We start from the raw sequence: 17,629 nt of genomic DNA, 5'->3' as shown, positions 1-17,629 counted from the left end.
CAGAGGAAAGGCAGGATAAATATCCCACCTTTCCTCTGTCCTTTTTACCTGAGAGATTACCTTCGGTATGAAACATATACAAAACAATCTGTCTTGTAATATTCTTTCATCAAAAGGATTCCCCTTTGGTGGCTTTTCAGCTCTCTCCAGAGGTGCGTCCAATTGTAGTCTTTTTACCTGAGAGTTTCTATCCCAAGGTTTTTTTGGGAATTGCTCCTTCGGTGCCGAATCGATTTCTTCGGTCTCTCCCACAATTATCATCCGCTTATATAAACTTCCATTATAATTGCATGTTAACGGGTTTAAATGAAAATTTCAATAATTATCTGAAAAAACTTTATTTTCAGAAATTCAAACATGGACGGTATAGATCTTTCTGACAGTTCATAAAATAAGAAGTTATTCGTTATGCAAAAATCAAAATTGTTAACTGCTTTTCTGAATCCCAACAAGTTTCTGTATCTAGGAACCGCTCCACTTTTGAACGGTTGCTAAGAAAAGCGCAAGATGGGAAAGGACATATTGTCTAAATTTTTAAACAATGGATGTTTGAAAAAAAAAATTAAGGTATTGCGAGATTTGCGAGAATCCTTGAAGCAATAAAGATTGCTTAGCAACTTCCTCTTTGTCCCAACCACTTGATATATTAGCTATAACGATAATTGCTAGAACCCATACCCACCACTTCTTTGGCTTCTTTAGATTGATTTTCTTTTCCATACTCATTTTGAATTCTTCTCCTTTACCTTACAGTTTTACTTTCTACGACTAAGTCACCACCTCCACTTCCCTGTATTAATAGTAAGGTAATTACTTTTCATCTCCTTGATTTAAATGCCTTTTTTTCAATACCCCTGTTTAAATCTTGATTTTAAATAGGGAGGGTATGAATCAGCACCGGACAGGGAATGGGATTTTCCATTCCCTGTCCGACAGATGCATATTGAATGAGATAAGTAATCGTTTGGGTAGGTAAAGTAAAAACCCATCTTTTATTTATTTAATATGACTCTCAGTTCACCAATTTAAGTATTCATGCAATGGACTTAAGTCTACTATCAATCAAGTAATCATTTCTTTATAGCTATTTGGATTCACTTTATTTACAGTAAAATCAGCTATAGCAACTTGGTAGTAATTTGATAATTTATTTAACATTAGATCTAATTCTTTATTGCTATATAACCCTACTATCACTTCATTTAAAATAACTGTATTGTTTCTTTCCATTTTATTTTCCTCCTTTTGTTTGAAAAATTTTCCATCCTTCATTTGCATGTTAGATCTGATGGAAATGAACATTAAATGATTTCCTAATGAACGATGGCTCATCAAGAAAATGGCGATGACGGGAGTGGCTGTTTGTAAATCAAAAGCAGTTTCGGCCATCCATTTTGCTTCTCAAGAAGAATTCCATATCTACTCTTTTTATTTTTTTCTAATTTTTCATCTTAGAAAATGCTCTTTCCGTTAAATCCATAGGCCCTGGACGAATAACCAAACCGCTTTTTCCATACTCTTGCTACATTCTCAGAGTTATAGTCAAGTTCCCTTTTTTCTAATAATTCAAATCCTTCCCCAATGTCATCCATTTCGTTATCAATCCCATTGTTGGTCATTTTCAAGAAGTGACCACTCCCTCCTTTTCCTGCATATAAATATCCATTTTCTACAGATATATCTCTGAAAATGGGCTCTACTATGCGCCAAGCTTCAAGGTCTCCTCCAATCTTGAAACAAACACCTTTTCGAGCACCTTCCTTTCCTTCAGAGGACACGACATCCATAAAGTTCACACCATATCTCTTTAGCCTATTGTACCGGCGAATGGTATCCTTATAGTAGGAATTTCCAGATTGAATTAAAATATCGCCAATATTTAGAAACGGTGTCACTTCACTAATTACTACATCAACTGAATCTGGGGGAACCATAAGCCAAATAATTCGGGGTTGCTCTAATGATTTAATGAGTTCTACTATATTAGTTGTTCCCTTAGCTCCGTATCTTTCCATTTCTTCTACAGCACCGGAATCTAAATCATAGGCCACAACGTCGTGGCTTTCTTCAATTAGGTTTTGACCTAAGTTTAATCCCATTTTTCCTAAACCGATTAATCCAACTTTCATCGTGATGGCCTCCTTTTTAGAATAGAGTTCTTCTAATTTGTGCATCTTTCCTTTTACATATTGGTAACTTCGTTAGATTTAATTAGTATAAAAATTCACCTTATTTATCTAAAGCCCCTGTTGCTTTAAATAAGGGTCACAGTATGCATTTCCGTCATTTTAGGATACTTAAACGCATTCCTGTCTAAAAATTTATTACGTAGAAAAGTCATTTAATCCCCCCGTATTCTTCCGTGATTTCAAAATTATGGTATAGTAAGATTCTAATGGATGTACCAAGAATAGTTCTTGCGGTGATGATCCTCTATGTATATAAAAGTATAATATCTATATTTTTTAATTGTAAGTACGCACTTTTTTATTATATAGTATTATAAAGTACACTATTATTTTATGACCTGGGGGGAAAATAAATGGGACATCTGCGTGACAAGACGTTTTACTGTGAAAAAGAATTGACACTTTCTATTATTGGCGGTAAATGGAAAATGCTTATTATGTGGCATCTAGGGAAAGAAGGAACCAAGCGATTTGGGGAACTAAAATCTATGATTCCTGAAATTACGCAGAGAATGCTCGCTAGCCAATTGCGAGAGCTCGAAGATGACCTAATTGTTCACCGTGAAGTCTATCCTGTTGTTCCACCAAAAGTTGAATATTCTCTAACCAAAAGAGGAGAAAGTTTGATGCCAATTCTTGAATCCATGTATGACTGGGGCAGTGAGTATATGGAGACTGTCTTGAATAACCAAGCAGATAGAAAAGAAGAGTCCCTCTAGTAGAAAAAAGCTTCCCTCATGAAGGATTAGAAAATAATCCTTTTTGCCTCCTTTTTGAAAGCGCTATCTTTGTTGTGGACATATTAAGGAATATAACGTTAATTAGATAATTTGGACACAAAAACCACATGGAGAAACCTTTATAAAGGTTTCCCATGTGGTTTTTTAGCCTATTAACCCATATCACCGGACAGTATGATTCGAACTGAATTAGATCAGTTGCTTTAAGCTCACTTTACGGTCAATTTAATTGCCGGTAAGAATAAGTATCACGCTTATCTTTTTGAATCGCATTTTCCCTTTAACAACTTCTACATAATAGTGCTTGAAACACAATCCTTCAACGAATTTTTCAATAAGCAACTCTAGGTATATTCCCTTTTGCTTCCTTTCTTCACTTTACATATAGTATACTTTTAAACACTATATGATATAAAAGTGGGTACTTCTCATTTAAATAATTACAGAATACAATAAATGTAGTATCAAACAAAAATTATTTAAGGAGTGAAGTATTTATGAAACTTCAATTAGCATTAGACCTTGTAAACATCCCACAGGCAATAGAAGTAGTGAGAGAAGTAGAGCAATTTATCGATGTAGTAGAAATTGGAACTCCTGTTGTAATTAATGAAGGTCTTAGAGCAGTAAAAGAAGTTAGTGCAGCATTTCCTAATTTAACAGTATTGGCTGACTTGAAAATTATGGATGCTGGAGGATATGAAGTTATGAAGGCATCTGAAGCTGGTGCTTCAATCATCACAGTTCTGGGTGCGACGGATGATGCAACAATCAAGGGTGCAGTGGAAGAAGCTAAAAAACAAGGAACACAAATTCTTGTTGATATGATCAATGTAAAAGATATCGAAAAACGTGCGTACGAAATTGATGCACTGGGCGTTGATTATATTTGTGTGCATACAGGGTACGATCTCCAGGCTAAAGGAGAAAACTCATTTGAACAGCTTCAAACAATCAAACGCGTTGTTAAGAATGCCAAAACTGCTATAGCAGGCGGAATTAAATTAGATACATTGCCGGAAGTCATTGAAGCACAGCCTGATCTTGTCATTGTAGGCGGGGGCATTACTGGACAAGATAATAAAAAAGCAGTAGCTGCGAAAATGCAAGAATTAATTAAACAAGCGACTTATGCTTAAGAAAGGTATGTGAATTATGAAGACTACTCAATATTTAGCTGAAATTGAAAACGAATTAAATCGGACAATCGAATTAATATCTGAAGATGAAGCTGAAAAATTGGTGGATCACATACTTAAATCCAAGAAAATCTTTGTGGCTGGTGCAGGTCGTTCTGGGTTTATGGCCAAATCTTTTGTTATGCGCATGATGCACATGGGGTTAGATGCCTTTGTAGTAGGAGAAACGGTAACCCCTGGTTTAGAAAAAGATGATATTTTAATTATCGCTTCTGGTTCAGGAGAGACAAAAAGTTTAGTGTCAATGGCGGAGAAGGCTAAAGGTTTAGGAGCATCTGTTGCAGTTGTCACGATTTCCCCTGATTCGACCATTGGAAAAATAAGCGACTTAGCTATTAAAATACCTGCCAAGCCTAAGGCTGGTGCAGACAGTGACTACAAAACTATACAGCCTATGGGGTCCTTATTCGAGCAAAGTCTCTTGTTATTATTCGACTCTATCATATTAAGCGTGATGGAGCAAAAGGAATTAGCCGGCCAAACTATGTTTGGAAGACATGCAAATCTAGAGTAGGTTAGGCTTAGTTAGACTTATACTCCTAAATACATGACTAGTAAATTATAAAAAATTGAACATACTAAATCAGGTTTTGGTAAAAAAAATCTTTAGACAGAAACATATAATCTAAAAAGAGCTGTCAAATTAGAGATTCTAATGCCTTCCCAAATTTATGTATGAATCAATATCATTCTGGGCAGATTTCACCATTAGGTGAAGCTGCCTTTTTGTAACTTTAGGTGATAATTTTTAAGTGCAATTTTGCACGTGTATTATTATTGTTATTTTTCATTTGTTTTGTCGTTTTTTTGTCTTCGAAAAACGTATAGAAGGGGTACCGCCAACATTTCGGAATTTTGCACGAAGCAAAACCCGGCAAAAAAGCCATTTTCTGTAGCTCAGATTCAAAGTTTGAATAAATTAATACAAGAAACCTTGAAAATGAATAACATAGAAAGGACATGTTTTGAAAAAAGATTAATCAAAACATGCCCTTATAATATTTAATTGGATTCTTCTTTTATAAAAAAGAATTGATCATTTTTGTGTTAAGCAAATACTTGCCATTAAAGGAATCAGCGAGATTTCACTGGCGGGCATCTTAGGAGAAGCTGGAGATCTGAGTGGGTTCGCTCACGGGAATGCGGCTCCTTCGTCATGCAGGATTGCATCTCGCTGAGGCAAACTCTGGAAAGTGGAAAGGCCAAATTGTGCTTTCCAAACGTGGAAGATCACACCTGCGGCGTTACCTCTTCCTTGCGACCATGAGTCTGGTGATGAATAACCCCGAGTTTAAAGCCCTACACTCGAATAATGTTAAAGTGAAGAAGATGAAGAAAATGAAATCCATCATGAAACTTTATGGAAAACTCGCCCGTGTTCTAGTAGAGATTGCTCGTAATGGCTCTGCTTATAAAAAGGAATGAAAGGGCATATGATTATGACCCGTTGAGACATGGGAGGGAAAGCCTCCAGGGGCAGCTTGGAAAATACGTGCAGCATATGTAATAATATAGGATTTTAAATAGATCCCCTATTTCAATCTGCCCTCATCTTATCAAAACGGTCCTATCTCTTTCGCTCATCTAAAGCAACCTATACCATGTGGTTTGAAATCCTGCGGATAAGCGAGTATACATGAGCATTATCTATTAAACTGAGGGAGTTCATTAAGAAAAGCGATTCTTATTAAAGAATAGCGCCCTTTAACGGGCAACTCTATTACCACTCAACCATTCCCTTGATCCAATTTTAAATTTCAGATGTACTTTTTCTTTTGGACATAAAAACACCCCTTTAGAGGATATTATCCAAAGGGGTAAAACGGTGCAACTTTATTATAAACATCGTGACTTTATTTCAAAGCCACATCAGTCAATAAAACCTTTTCATTTGTTCCTAATTTAATGGTGTACTCTGTCGGTATCCATAATCCCGTATTTTCGTCCCTGCCTTGAAGCACATAGTTTGCATTCTTTTCTCCGATTTGAGAAGCGGCAATGGCTGATAGCTTTCCTATATTTCCACCACTGACACGGTTTACAATCAACACAAGCTCCGTATCCGAGAACTCTGTCATCATTTCATAATCCCCATTGCTGTCGCCTGCCACCAATATTGGACCACGTCCCCCTTTTTTACTTGCGATCTCCTTTTGGATCACTTCCGTTTTACCATGCATTCCAGTAAACGGCCAATCCTCTTTATAGTAAGGTTCATAATTGCCGTCTTTCATTTCTAATCGCATGCCAAGGATATTATTCTTTGGCACATTGTAGCCGTATTTTGGATTATTGGCGAACACTTCGACGAGGTCTCCTAATGACGCGGTAACAACAAACACATCAATACCGTTCGCTTGCAATGTATGCATTAAGTTTGACATTTCAGGTGTCAGCCGGATTCCAGTATAATAAGAACTGCTAACAATACCAGCTTCTCCTTTTAAAGATTCTGGACTTTTCAATGTCACTTTAGATAATTCTCTTCCAAGATTGGCATCATTGGACGCTTCCCCCAAGCTTTGAAGCTCCTCACGCGTCATATTTGTAAAAAAGTAGAGAATCCATTTCCAACCAATATTTGCTCCATGTGTATCATTAATGGCTTCATACATGTACAACAGCTTTGTTTTAAAATCCTTAAAATCGTCTGTTGCTGTCACTTCTTCTAATGATTTTCCCCTCTGCAGCTCTTGATACAGGAATTGATAATCCCTATCTACATCTGCAGCGATCTCCTCTATCGTAACAGGATTGCCTTCCAAGTTTTTATATTCCCCTGAAAATTCGCCTGGCGGAACGTCCTTTCGAATAATTTTTGAAAACTCTTCTGGGGTTAACTTATATGCCAAGTGATCAATTAGATAAACAAAAAGAGCTTCTTCTGTGTCATTCATAATGTTTGTGTTATCCCAATCAAAGACAGCATAAGGTTTCTTTTTCGGGTTATATTTTGGATTGTTTTTACCGTACTTATCTATTAAACTCTGAACAGCTTTGTACGTATGTGGCGCCCATTTTCCTTCATCCAGCACTTGAACATATTTGTGTCTATTATTTTCTGCTTTTTTAACAGGCATTGCTTGTCCAGCAGATGCTGTACTAATTGTTGAAAAGAGAAGCAAACTTAAAATCATGGTCATGACTGAACCCTTTACTCTGTTCTTCATTGCTTAACACTCCCCCTAAAAAAGTAAAATGCTAATCCTCCCGTTTCTGGTTATGGTCAATTCGAAATTTTTGCCATGAACGTTCCTCCTTTTTTTCAATTTCACGGATAATGAAGCCATCTTTTTATGTAGGGTTGTTGTGTGTGATCCTATATCCGCCACTATTTAGAAGCGCTTCAGTATACTCTCACTCTGTTGAATATGCTCGAAAATGTGGGGAGTAACAGAATATAGAAATCTTTAAACCACTTCTTTTCAAAAGAAACATTTAATATCCTACAACTTTCAATGTAAAGGAAGACAAAACTGTAGCAGTATAACCAGTTCATTTTATTGGTGTACTAAGTGGAAATCGAACAAATGTAGTATCAAAAAGATCACTTTATATTGCAAATCCTAGTAATGCTTCTGAAACCCCTGTCCTATTATTTAAGACAGGGGTTTTGGTCTATAATATTAATTATATTGCTTTTGAAACCATTCTGTATGGAAAATGCCTTCCTTATCTACACGCTGGTATGTGTGCGCACCAAAGTAATCGCGTTGTGCTTGTATCAGATTTGCTGGCAACGTATCTGTACGATAACTGTCATAGTAAGATAATGCGCTGGAGAATGATGGCACCGCTATGCCTCGCTCAATTGCCATAGCGAGTACTTGACGTAATGCAGATTGATAGCTTTCTACAATTTCTTTAAAGTAAGAATCCAATAATAAGTTTGGTAAGTTAGGATCACGATCATAAGCATCTTTAATTTTTTGTAAGAATTGGGCACGAATGATACAACCGCCACGAAAAATCATTGCAATATCACCATAGCGAAGGTTCCAGTCATACTCTTCTGACGCAGAACGCATTTGTGCAAATCCTTGTGCATATGAACAAATTTTACTCATATATAAAGCTTTACGTACTGCCTCTATTAATTCTTCTCCATTTCCTTCATATGTCTTCTCCTCAGGGCCTTTTAATAGCTTACTTGCCTTAACTCGCTCTTCTTTCAAGGCAGATATAAAGCGAGCAAACACAGATTCTGTGACGATTGGAAGTGAAACTCCTAAATCTAAAGCACTTTGACTTGTCCATTTACCTGTACCTTTTTGGCCTGCAGTATCTAAAATTAGATCAACAAGAGGTTTACCTGTTTCTTTATCCACTTTTGTAAAGATGTCAGCTGTAATCTCAATTAGATAACTATCTAATTCCCCTTTGTTCCATTCTGCAAATACTTCATGAAGTTCTTGTGCACTTAAACCAAGCACCTGTTTCATAATGAAATATGCTTCTGAAATTAACTGCATATCTCCGTACTCGATACCATTATGGACCATTTTTACGTAATGGCCGGCACCATTAGGACCGATATATGTACAACAAGAATCTCCTTCTACTTTTGCTGAAATCTCTTTCAAAATTGGCTCTACAAGTTCATACGCTTCTTTTTGGCCACCAGGCATAATAGATGGACCTTTCAATGCCCCTTCTTCCCCACCTGAAACACCTGTACCAATAAAGTGGATACCTGTGACTTCTAATTCTTTATTACGTCTAATCGTGTCTTGGAAAAATGTATTTCCGCCATCGATGAGGATGTCACCCTTTTCAAGATATGGTTTTAACGATTCAATCGTTGCATCTGTTGGTCCACCCGCTTTAACCATTAATAAAATTTTGCGTGGTTTTTCTAATGAATGAATAAATTCTTCGGTGCTTTTCGCACCAAAAAAATTTTTCCCATTTGCTTCGTTCTTTAAAAATTCTTCTGTTTTTTCAGACGAACGGTTGTAAACAGAAACAGAATAACCTCGACTTTCAATATTTAACGCGAGATTTTTACCCATTACGGCTAAACCGATCACACCGATTTTTTGTTTTACCATGGTCAATTCGTCCCTTCTTTATTTTAAGAATCAATCTTAGCTACTTTGAGGTCAAACTTTAAATCTATATCAAGTTATACAATTAATCTAAATCCTTGGATAAACGCTGATCCCAGCTTTTTCTTCTCTTTTCCAAAGCTTTAACGCTTATAATTTACTTATTTTTACATTATGATTATGAATCCATTTTTCTTTTAATTTTCCTATTTTTGTGACTATAGGAATGCATGAATTTATGTTTTCAATAGAGGGAGTCAATTTCCATACAAGCATCAAAAACCTATAACCACTTAAATCCGTCCTCTTCCAATAATTGATCAGAAGCGTCTGGTCCCATCGAACCTGAACGATAAGGAAACAGGGGAAGGGCATTTTCCTCAAATACCTCCAAAATAGGTTGAACCCACTTCCAAGATAATTCAACCTCATTCCAATGAGCAAAGAAAGTTGGATCGCCACGCAAAGCATCGAACAGTAAAAGCTCATAGGCTTCCGGTACTTCTTTTGCATTAGCTGAAAAAGTCACCGTAACGGGCTCTATTTTACCGTTTAACGGGTTTTTTCTATTTAATTGTAAAGAAACACCTTCGTTAGGACTGATCTCGATGATTAATAGATTGGGGGCTGTTTGCTCTTTTTGGGACATGTATAAATCCTTTAACGGATTTTTGAACTCAATCACAATACGTGTGGACTTTTCCCTCATTCTTTTTCCAGTGCGGATATAGAATGGTACCCCACTCCAATTAGAATCATCAATCCACAAACGGGCAGAAACAAAGGTATCATTTGTTGAAGAAGCATCAATTCCGGATTCCTCTTTATATCCAACAACTGGTTCACCTTGAATTTCCCCTGGACCATATTGACCACGAACCACGTGTAAAGCTACATCTTCTTTCTTCAATGGTCGTAGAAATTCCATGACTTTCCTCTTCTCTTGACGAATATCTTTTGCGCTTATTCGTTTTGGAAGATGCATAGCTGTCATCATCAGTATTTGCAGCATATGATTTTGGACCATATCACGAATTGCCCCTGCTTGGTCATAATAACTTGCTCTTTCTTCTACCCCAACCGTTTCACTTGCCGTGATTTGTATATTGGCAATATATTGGTTATTCCAAAGCGCTTGAAACATAGGATTCGCAAATTCTAATGCTTCAAGGTTTTGGACCATCGGCTTTCCAAGGTAATGATCTATACGATAAATTTCGTCCTCTTCAAAAGTTCCACTTAATAATTCGTTCAAATTTTGGGCGGATTTCAAATCGTTTCCAAATGGCTTTTCGACAATGAGTCGTCTCCATCCTTTTGTAGAGCCTAATCCACTTTTTTGGATGTTCGATGTAATCACATCCACAAACTCTGGCGCAACAGATAGATAAAACAGGCGATTTTCTGGAATACTCAATTCTTCTTCACGAGTTTGAATCAATTCAAGTAAGTCCTTATACCCTTCTTTATTCGTTACATCCAAAAGGCTATAGCGAAATGCATTGAGAAACTCTTCCGTTTTGGATGACTCATTTATCAAACGTCTAGAAAATGTTTGTAACGATTCTTTCACGTGTTTTTGAAAAGATTCATCAGACCATTTTCTTCTACCTAAACCAATAACCGAAAACGAGTTAGGAATTTTTTTATCTAAAAATAAATTATATAAAGCAGGAAAAATTTTTCTCTTAGCTAAATCCCCTGTCGCTCCAAATAGGACAAAAGTCACAGAATCCATTTCCAACATTTTTAAGACATCGAGATCATTCTCGTCTAATTCAATGTCACGTGGAATAGTTAAGTCATTCACTTGATCCCCTCCTATGAACGTATCACCTATACAGAAATTAGTATAACGTGTATAATATTTATGCGTAAGTACGCACTTCATAGTCATATAGTGACAAATTGTATACCATTATGCTGGAATTGGAGGTGAAATTAATGGGACATCTTCGTGATAAGCCGTTTGACTGCGAAAAGGAATTGACACTTTCTGTCATTGGTGGTAAATGGAAAATGCTTATTTTGTGGCATCTAGGTAAAGAGGGAACAAAGCGATTTAATGAATTGAAGTCTCTCATGCCTGGTATCACCCAAAGAATGCTAGTTAACCAATTGCGAGAATTGGAAGACGACCTCATTGTTCATCGTGAAGTCTATCCCGTTGTTCCACCCAAAGTGGAGTATTCACTGACAGAACAGGGAAAAAGTCTTATGCCCATACTAGAGTCTATGTATGAGTGGGGAAAAAACTATATGAACAATACAGCTGTGAAAAACGATGGAGAAATCAACGAATCTATTGATTAGAAAAATCCTGATATTGGTTAGGGCCGAGTAATGTCGAAAGAAGAGATTGTCCAGACAGCACTCTAGTAGAAAAACATATTTATTTGAAATAATTTGTAATCTCTTTGCAAATAAAAAGCCACACCATAACGGCAAGACTACTTCATCTTTTATTCTTAGTCTTGCCATTTATCGGCAGCTACTAACATCGCTTTGAAGCTCCTAAACAATATCTCGTTATGATTCTTTAGACAGCTCCGATCTTCAGCTAAAGCACCCGTTAGTTCTATAAGGAAAGCGACACTTCTTCAATAATCGCGCCCCATAATGGAACAACATATTCTTATAATATCTTGCTGGTTTATAGAAGATCATTATTATTAGCAAAACTTCAAAGTAGATTTGGGTTGATTGTATGCTATAGAATAGTCCAAAGAGAACACTCTAAACTGAATGTTAGTTCTTCTGTAAACTACTAACATTTCATGATATATCGCCCAGTCTCTTTATTGTTGTAGTGCTTTTAAAATTGTACGTATTCATAAAGATACCTGCACAAATAAAAAATGACCCGATAATAATACTAAATGTTATCTTCTCCCCAAGTTGTAGCCATCCAAATATAATACCTAGTATAGGAACAAACATTAAAGCCATAGATGCCTTTGAAGCATCTATTTTATTTAATACCCAAAACCAAACTACAAATGTAAAGGCTGTTGAAAACAAACCATTAAACAATAATGATAACATTGACTCATTAGACCACTCGATTGAGCGATTTGGTTCTAATATTAAAGAGAAAATGAATAAAAATATTGTTCCCATAATAAGTTGCCAAGCATTCATATGAATGATATCTATATTTTTGAACTTTAGTTTACTAAAAACATTTGCTGATCCCCAACTTAGGGCCGAAATTAATATTAATAACTCTCCAAATACTACTTTTGTATCGAACCTAATAATTTCTAATCCTAAAATAAATAAAAGACCGATTAGACCAAATATCAATCCAACCATTTTATAAATACTTATTTTCTCATTTAATTTAAAATGACTAATAATGGTGACAAATATAGGCATTGTATACACCAAAACAGAAGTTTTTCCTGAATCCACAAATTGCATACCATAAGTCAATATTCCCATATAGCCTAAAGCCATTAATAAGCTCATTATGAGATAGTTTTTCAAATTCTCTTTGCCTACAGAAAGCCTTTTTCTTTGCAATATGAGAATGATAAATAAAGGAATCGCCCCTATCAATAAACGTAAAGATGAAAATGAAAACGGGGGGATGTCACTAATTGCTATTTTCATTGTAACCCATGTATACCCCCAAACAAGGGTAACGGAAATAATCCCTAAGAAAACTTTAAACATTTTAAAATCCCCTTTCTCTTTATGTAATTTAATAATATGTTATAGTTTTGTATAACTGAAATACATTTTTCGAATAAAGGGGATAACCAAATGGTTATGAACAGGAACAACCTAAAAATATTTTTGAAAGTCGCAGAAAAATTGAATATTACAGAAGCTTCTAGAGAGTTATTTATATCACAACCAGCAGTAAGTAAGGCGGTTAAAAATTTAGAAGGTTCTCTAAATATTAAATTGTTCATTAGGGATAAACAAAATGGATTAATACTTACTGAAGTGGGGAAAGAAATTCTGATTTTGGCGAGACAAATGAAAGTTATTGAGAACAAAATATATCAAGTTGCTGATCGAGAAAATAAACTTCTAAACGGTAAGATTAAAGTGGGTTCTTTTCCTGCTGTGTCCACAAATATTTTGCCTAAGGTCTTCGCCTTATTCAGGTCAAAATATCCACTAGTTAATATAGAATTAGTAGAAGGAACCTCAAATCAAATAAAAGAATGGGTAGAGGATCGAACTGTGGATATCGGTATCGTTGCATCACCCTTTGATCCGTATGAATTTGAAATTTTAAACAATGATTATATGGTTGCAATAATTCCTGAAAATCATAGATTAAATCAAGAAAAAAAGATTCATCTAGAAAAATACCAGAATGAAATTATTTTTTGTAAAGGTGGACACGAAATCGCTATATCAAAAATATTCCAAAAAAATAATATTGAATTTCAAGAGAACCTAACAGTTCAAAATGCTGAAACTTTAATTAATATGGTCAAAAATAACTTAGGTATAGGTATTATTTCAAATTTCACACTATCTTCTATTTCTCATAATCTAATCATAAAAGATATTAATCCAAGTATAACTCGTGATATCGGTATAATTACACACTCATTTGATGAAGTAACACCTGCAACAAATGAGTTCATTAATGTCATCATTCAATTTTGCAATTCTGATCTTTTTGCACCGTAAGGGATTAAATAAACAAAGATAGGATTTTGAGACAGACCCTCTTAAACATCATCTGATTTAAATAATAGAGTGCACCATTTCTCACTTACTCAACAAAATGGCGCAATTGTTGAATAAAGATCAACAGCATTCTTCAACTATCCTGCCCCGATTCAGTGAATACCTTTTAACTGAAAAAACGTAAATAAACCTTTAACAAAGTGTTTTTCTACCTCTTTTTCTAGATAAAAAGATTAGTAGTAAACAATAAAACGAATCATTTCATAACTTCTATAGCAATTAAACATATAGAAAATACATCGATCATGAGTGATCTCCTTCCGGTCATGCAGTAAGAAGGCTTCTATGTATTTATGTTATGTTTCAACAACACATTTGTATGGACACATACTTATTACCTTAAAGGAGTTTTCCACTCTTTTACATCTCTCATCGTTAGAAAAAGAAGTGTAAACAGAAAGTTTCAATCAAAAAAGCCCTGGATTCTATGAAATCCAAGGCTTTTTTGATTGCCTATAAGGTGCTTTATGTAAACTCACTTGAAGGTCATACGTATTTCACATTAAATAATACATATATGAGTTTGAGTAAAATGAGGGTGAACAATCTATGAGTGTAGATCAAAAAGCATCCATACGAAGCATTTTAGAAGTATTGGCCCAAGAAGGAATAAAGACAGGTGATGTGGCTAAAAATACCTGGTATAGGTGAAAAGCCATTTAGAAACTCTTGTCAAAAGGGGCGGTTTTTTATTGGAGAATGAGAAGTACCCCTTGATAAAAGTATTTTTGATTATGCGAAAAACAGTTTACCTAAAGTTCATACACCTTTGTTATTGATCGTGTCATTGGTAAACGTTTAGATGGGTTTTGTGAAGATGAGAGGATTAATAAGTCTAATGTGTTGCATTTAGCATTAGCCGACTTTCTAAAAAAGTATGAAAGTGACCAAAGAAACAAAAAAGGTTGGGTATCTTTTAGATACCAACCTTTTTGCCGATAATTGCGATTATATTAACTAAAAGTAAATACCGTTAGTGTAATATTTAAGAACTATGTAGGCCCCATACATGCAAGGGCCACTTGCATGTATGGGGTTAATATACTATATTCATTTTTCGATAAAGTGATACAAAAAAATTGTCCATTTTTTATTTTAGAAAGATTAAAAGTTAAACCATAGGTAAAATTTCCCTTTTTATAGTTTTACGTTATAGCGTAAAAGACTCATAAACTATCAAATTTACTTATGTTTTTAAAGGAATCGAGATCACATTAAAGAAACTAATTTTAGATCTGAACATTTGAAAGTCATTAGCTAAAACTGAACAGGGAGGATTTATGGTGTGAGGGTATTTAGTAATTCCGTTCGAAATATCGGAGGGAATTCACACCAGAATGTAGAATAGGTGAATTAAGAGTGAAATCAGTATGAAGGGAATGTGAATCATGAAAATCAAGGAAATATTGGACGACCTATTGATAACCGGAAATACCATAGCCAAGATCTCAAAAGAGAAAGTTCGTATTGGTGAGAAGAAGTTAAAAGAAGCTTTACACAATGCTGGATACGAGTATCGAAACTCTGGTCAAAAGGGCTGGTACTATGTAGGTGAAGGGGAAGAACCCCTTTATACATCGGTGTTTGAGTTCATCAAATCGAATAATAGTCACCCTAAGGTGAATCAGACTACACCTATACATGCATTCAATGTGAATCAAAGTTCACACAACACGAAAAAGGATTCACATCCTATTCCCCTCGATGTGAATAGCGTAAGAACTCAAGATCACACGGAATTCACACCAGAAGAAAGAACGATTCTTAGAGATTTAATAAGAGGATATGTTCTTAACGACCAGCAAGATAGTCCTGGCGATGATTTGTATCAAAGGGTAGTGACTTTAGAAAAAGGCAAAAAGGTACGGAAGACAATTGTAATAAATGAGAAAGTTGGGGCTTTGCTGGATAGCTTCGCAGACCAACAGAAATTCAATAAATCGGATCTTATTGAAATTGCTATCCTCGATTTGGTTAAAAAGTACAAATAAGCGTCCTTCTCCAATTCATGCTGCTACTTTCTTAGAACACATGGAGCATGTCAGTATCTCCACCTTATCTTCCATAACAGAAAAAACGAGAAATACTCCAAACAATGTTGGACATTTTCACATAAATAAGTATAGACACCTTCTACAATCTATAAGGCGCCAATCTTGATATATAAGGTTCTTAAAACCCTTTAAAAGGCCCATTTTGCCTTTTTTTATTTTTTTATTAGGATTTACGAAAAAAATTTAAGCACCTGTAAAGGCCGTTTAATTTGTTCTAACTTTATAAAATCGTACAACAGGCAGTAAATCACGCAAAAAAATATGTACCGGTGGCTTATTATTGAGATTTATTAATTACTGGTTGAAAAAACGACTAAAGGAAGCTCCGAATATGCCCGATCCATGAGTCTCTTAAAAGTACCTGCGAAATAACGAACCAAAAGGTCTTATTAAGAATGTAAAGTTACCTCACAAGTTTCACACCTCCGTAAGTCCACAAACTTAATCTGCTATTGGTATCTTCACCGATGGTTTTCTTTTTCTTTATTCTTCCTGTTTTCAATAGAATTAGAAAAAGACAGCCTGGAATGGGTGCCTTTTCGGGTGAGGGGGGAAAGTAATGATAGAGTTCTAAATAAGAAAGGGAAAGGATCATATAGCCGGAGAAAAATAAAAGAAGGACTATTGAAAATTAAGTTTCTTTTTTATGTTTTTCGTATATTATATGTTATAATGTGGGATATATAAAAAAGACGAGATGCGCTAACATCCCGCCTTAGTAACCAATCCAAAGTGGGTCGGTTGCTCCTAAATTTTGCGCTTATTAGAAGGCCGCCCGTGCTTTTTGGACAGAGAACGGGTGGTTTTCTTTTGGACTTTTTTAGCAGGAAGCAAGCTAAATAGATAAACAACTGTCGAATTGGCAACAGTTTTAGCCACTTCCACTAGTACGTCTTTTAGAAGATCCATTGCGGTCACCTCCCTTCACTCTTAGATATAAGAGATAGGGTTAGGGCAACCTCCCACCCGGCCAGTTACATACGGTAATTATACCATATTTATGTAGAAACGAGGCGGATGTTTGCTAAAACTTACATAATAATGGTTCATATACACACACATACTAATTCAATTTACCCAGTCTCTAATAATCTGAATTGTAGGTGTAAATGTAATAAGAAAACTAAAACAAACTTCCTTTAATGTCCAGTTAATTGACCAATGAACTCAACATCATCAACCTTCCAGCCTTGCTCTTTCACAAAAATGAGCGAAGTTTTAACGATAACCGTGTCGGTTGCAGCCACATTGTTAAATTCTGTAGTGAGTTTAAATTCATTAAAAAATTCGGCTTCCGTTTTAGAGGTCTGATATTCAAATGGCTTCAGGCCCACCATGGACGACTTCACCGATTCTTCCGAATCCGGAAGTACTGTTCCAGAAGGATGGGTCGCTTTGAATCCTTGATCGGTCATGAATGGCTTAATTTTTTTATACCGTTCGCCAGTGGTTTGATAAGTGAAAAAACTTTCAAGAAACTCGCGATTCACCTTTAAAGCATCCGTGTTTTGGATAGAGGATAGGGATTGAATCTGCTCTTCATAGTTCCCCTGGTTGGCTCTGACTTCATTCAGCTGTGACCTCAGAGAGAAAATATATATGATGACCAAAGAAACCAAGACGAATACTATCATTAAAAACAAGAAATTTTTTTGGGGGATTGGCTCCATTTCCTTGTACCTC

At 35.5% G+C, this 17,629-nt stretch carries 13 protein-coding genes, 3 pseudogenes and 2 riboswitches; of the genes and pseudogenes, 8 read left to right on the top strand and 8 right to left on the bottom strand.

Features of this window, described 5'->3' with window-relative positions; genetic code table 11:
* Window positions 1-32: 32 nt before the first annotated feature.
* Window positions 33-153, bottom strand: a riboswitch (glycine riboswitch).
* 2 nt (window positions 154-155) lie between these two features.
* Window positions 156-261: riboswitch (glycine riboswitch) on the bottom strand.
* Window positions 262-534: 273 nt separating this feature from the next.
* Both NYE65_RS26275 and gnd read right to left on the bottom strand, forming a co-directional pair.
* Window positions 535-726: a hypothetical protein gene (locus NYE65_RS26275; RefSeq protein ID WP_340862232.1), complete on the bottom strand. Its 192-nt coding sequence runs from the start codon at window positions 724-726 to the stop codon at window positions 535-537.
* Window positions 727-1,308: 582 nt separating this feature from the next.
* Window positions 1,309-2,129 (bottom strand): annotated as a pseudogene (gnd, locus tag NYE65_RS26270) (phosphogluconate dehydrogenase (NAD(+)-dependent, decarboxylating)); the annotation flags it as partial.
* A gap of 413 nt (window positions 2,130-2,542) precedes the next feature.
* Between gnd and NYE65_RS26265 the strand changes: the two are divergent.
* The 4 genes and pseudogenes from NYE65_RS26265 to NYE65_RS26250 all read left to right on the top strand — a co-directional run.
* Window positions 2,543-2,908: a winged helix-turn-helix transcriptional regulator gene (locus NYE65_RS26265; protein WP_048883465.1), complete on the top strand. Its 366-nt coding sequence runs from the start codon at window positions 2,543-2,545 to the stop codon at window positions 2,906-2,908.
* A 518-nt stretch (window positions 2,909-3,426) separates the two neighbouring features.
* Window positions 3,427-4,068 (top strand): 3-hexulose-6-phosphate synthase, encoded by a 642-nt coding sequence (gene hxlA, locus NYE65_RS26260; protein WP_328176450.1) that lies wholly within the window; start codon window positions 3,427-3,429, stop codon window positions 4,066-4,068.
* A gap of 16 nt (window positions 4,069-4,084) precedes the next feature.
* Window positions 4,085-4,642 carry a 6-phospho-3-hexuloisomerase gene (gene hxlB / locus NYE65_RS26255; protein WP_328176451.1) on the top strand — a complete coding sequence of 186 codons (558 nt, stop codon included), beginning with the start codon at window positions 4,085-4,087 and terminating at the stop codon, window positions 4,640-4,642.
* 535 nt (window positions 4,643-5,177) lie between these two features.
* Window positions 5,178-5,553, top strand: a pseudogene (locus NYE65_RS26250) (IS110 family transposase); the annotation flags it as partial.
* A 428-nt stretch (window positions 5,554-5,981) separates the two neighbouring features.
* Here NYE65_RS26250 and NYE65_RS26245 read toward each other — a convergent pair.
* On the bottom strand, window positions 5,982-7,298 hold the full coding sequence (locus NYE65_RS26245) for a haloacid dehalogenase-like hydrolase (RefSeq protein ID WP_340862231.1): 1,317 nt from the start codon (window positions 7,296-7,298) through the stop codon (window positions 5,982-5,984).
* A gap of 281 nt (window positions 7,299-7,579) precedes the next feature.
* Between NYE65_RS26245 and NYE65_RS26240 the strand changes: the two are divergent.
* A pseudogene (locus tag NYE65_RS26240) lies at window positions 7,580-7,708 on the top strand (DeoR family transcriptional regulator); the annotation flags it as partial.
* Window positions 7,709-7,754: 46 nt separating this feature from the next.
* Here the strand turns inward: NYE65_RS26240 and gndA are convergent.
* On the bottom strand, window positions 7,755-9,179 hold the full coding sequence (gene gndA, locus NYE65_RS26235) for an NADP-dependent phosphogluconate dehydrogenase (RefSeq protein ID WP_340862266.1): 1,425 nt from the start codon (window positions 9,177-9,179) through the stop codon (window positions 7,755-7,757).
* A 280-nt stretch (window positions 9,180-9,459) separates the two neighbouring features.
* Window positions 9,460-10,914, bottom strand: a complete 1,455-nt coding sequence (gene zwf / locus NYE65_RS26230; protein ID WP_340862265.1) for a glucose-6-phosphate dehydrogenase — start codon at window positions 10,912-10,914, stop codon at window positions 9,460-9,462.
* Between the two features lie 206 nt (window positions 10,915-11,120).
* Here zwf and NYE65_RS26225 point away from each other — a divergent pair, with 206 nt between their 5' ends.
* On the top strand, window positions 11,121-11,489 hold the full coding sequence (locus NYE65_RS26225) for a winged helix-turn-helix transcriptional regulator (protein ID WP_328176454.1): 369 nt from the start codon (window positions 11,121-11,123) through the stop codon (window positions 11,487-11,489).
* A gap of 462 nt (window positions 11,490-11,951) precedes the next feature.
* On the opposite strand, the gene NYE65_RS26220 is transcribed toward NYE65_RS26225, so the two are convergent.
* Window positions 11,952-12,854, bottom strand: coding sequence for a DMT family transporter (locus NYE65_RS26220; RefSeq protein WP_340862230.1), 903 nt, complete (start codon window positions 12,852-12,854; stop codon window positions 11,952-11,954).
* Window positions 12,855-12,944: 90 nt separating this feature from the next.
* Here NYE65_RS26220 and NYE65_RS26215 point away from each other — a divergent pair, with 90 nt between their 5' ends.
* Complete coding sequence (locus tag NYE65_RS26215; RefSeq protein ID WP_340862229.1) at window positions 12,945-13,832, top strand: LysR family transcriptional regulator; 888 nt, start codon at window positions 12,945-12,947, stop codon at window positions 13,830-13,832.
* A gap of 1,448 nt (window positions 13,833-15,280) precedes the next feature.
* Window positions 15,281-15,883, top strand: coding sequence for a hypothetical protein (locus tag NYE65_RS26210; protein ID WP_340862228.1), 603 nt, complete (start codon window positions 15,281-15,283; stop codon window positions 15,881-15,883).
* A gap of 810 nt (window positions 15,884-16,693) precedes the next feature.
* Here NYE65_RS26210 and NYE65_RS26205 read toward each other — a convergent pair.
* A complete protein-coding gene (locus NYE65_RS26205) occupies window positions 16,694-16,855 on the bottom strand; it encodes a hypothetical protein (protein WP_252270616.1) in 162 nt (53 codons plus the stop codon).
* A gap of 230 nt (window positions 16,856-17,085) precedes the next feature.
* Complete coding sequence (locus NYE65_RS26200) at window positions 17,086-17,616, bottom strand: hypothetical protein (protein ID WP_340862227.1); 531 nt, start codon at window positions 17,614-17,616, stop codon at window positions 17,086-17,088.
* Window positions 17,617-17,629 lie beyond the last annotated feature (13 nt).

Source organism: Peribacillus sp. FSL R5-0717 (genome assembly GCF_038002945.1).
In the GTDB taxonomy this organism is placed as follows: domain Bacteria; phylum Bacillota; class Bacilli; order Bacillales; family DSM-1321; genus Peribacillus; species Peribacillus frigoritolerans.
The sequence above is the reverse complement of the archived record's forward strand: the minus strand, read 5'-3'. Positions and strand labels throughout refer to the sequence as shown.

Coding starts and splice junctions, on each gene's coding strand:
- NYE65_RS26275 (WP_340862232.1), bottom strand. CDS start 726: ATGAGTATGGAAAAGAAAATCAATCTAAAGAAGCCAAAGAAGTGGTGG.
- NYE65_RS26265 (WP_048883465.1), top strand. CDS start 2,543: ATGGGACATCTGCGTGACAAGACGTTTTACTGTGAAAAAGAATTGACA.
- hxlA (WP_328176450.1), top strand. CDS start 3,427: ATGAAACTTCAATTAGCATTAGACCTTGTAAACATCCCACAGGCAATA.
- hxlB (WP_328176451.1), top strand. CDS start 4,085: ATGAAGACTACTCAATATTTAGCTGAAATTGAAAACGAATTAAATCGG.
- NYE65_RS26245 (WP_340862231.1), bottom strand. CDS start 7,298: ATGAAGAACAGAGTAAAGGGTTCAGTCATGACCATGATTTTAAGTTTG.
- gndA (WP_340862266.1), bottom strand. CDS start 9,179: ATGGTAAAACAAAAAATCGGTGTGATCGGTTTAGCCGTAATGGGTAAA.
- zwf (WP_340862265.1), bottom strand. CDS start 10,914: ATGGATTCTGTGACTTTTGTCCTATTTGGAGCGACAGGGGATTTAGCT.
- NYE65_RS26225 (WP_328176454.1), top strand. CDS start 11,121: ATGGGACATCTTCGTGATAAGCCGTTTGACTGCGAAAAGGAATTGACA.
- NYE65_RS26220 (WP_340862230.1), bottom strand. CDS start 12,854: ATGTTTAAAGTTTTCTTAGGGATTATTTCCGTTACCCTTGTTTGGGGG.
- NYE65_RS26215 (WP_340862229.1), top strand. CDS start 12,945: ATGGTTATGAACAGGAACAACCTAAAAATATTTTTGAAAGTCGCAGAA.
- NYE65_RS26210 (WP_340862228.1), top strand. CDS start 15,281: ATGAAAATCAAGGAAATATTGGACGACCTATTGATAACCGGAAATACC.
- NYE65_RS26205 (WP_252270616.1), bottom strand. CDS start 16,855: ATGGATCTTCTAAAAGACGTACTAGTGGAAGTGGCTAAAACTGTTGCC.
- NYE65_RS26200 (WP_340862227.1), bottom strand. CDS start 17,616: ATGGAGCCAATCCCCCAAAAAAATTTCTTGTTTTTAATGATAGTATTC.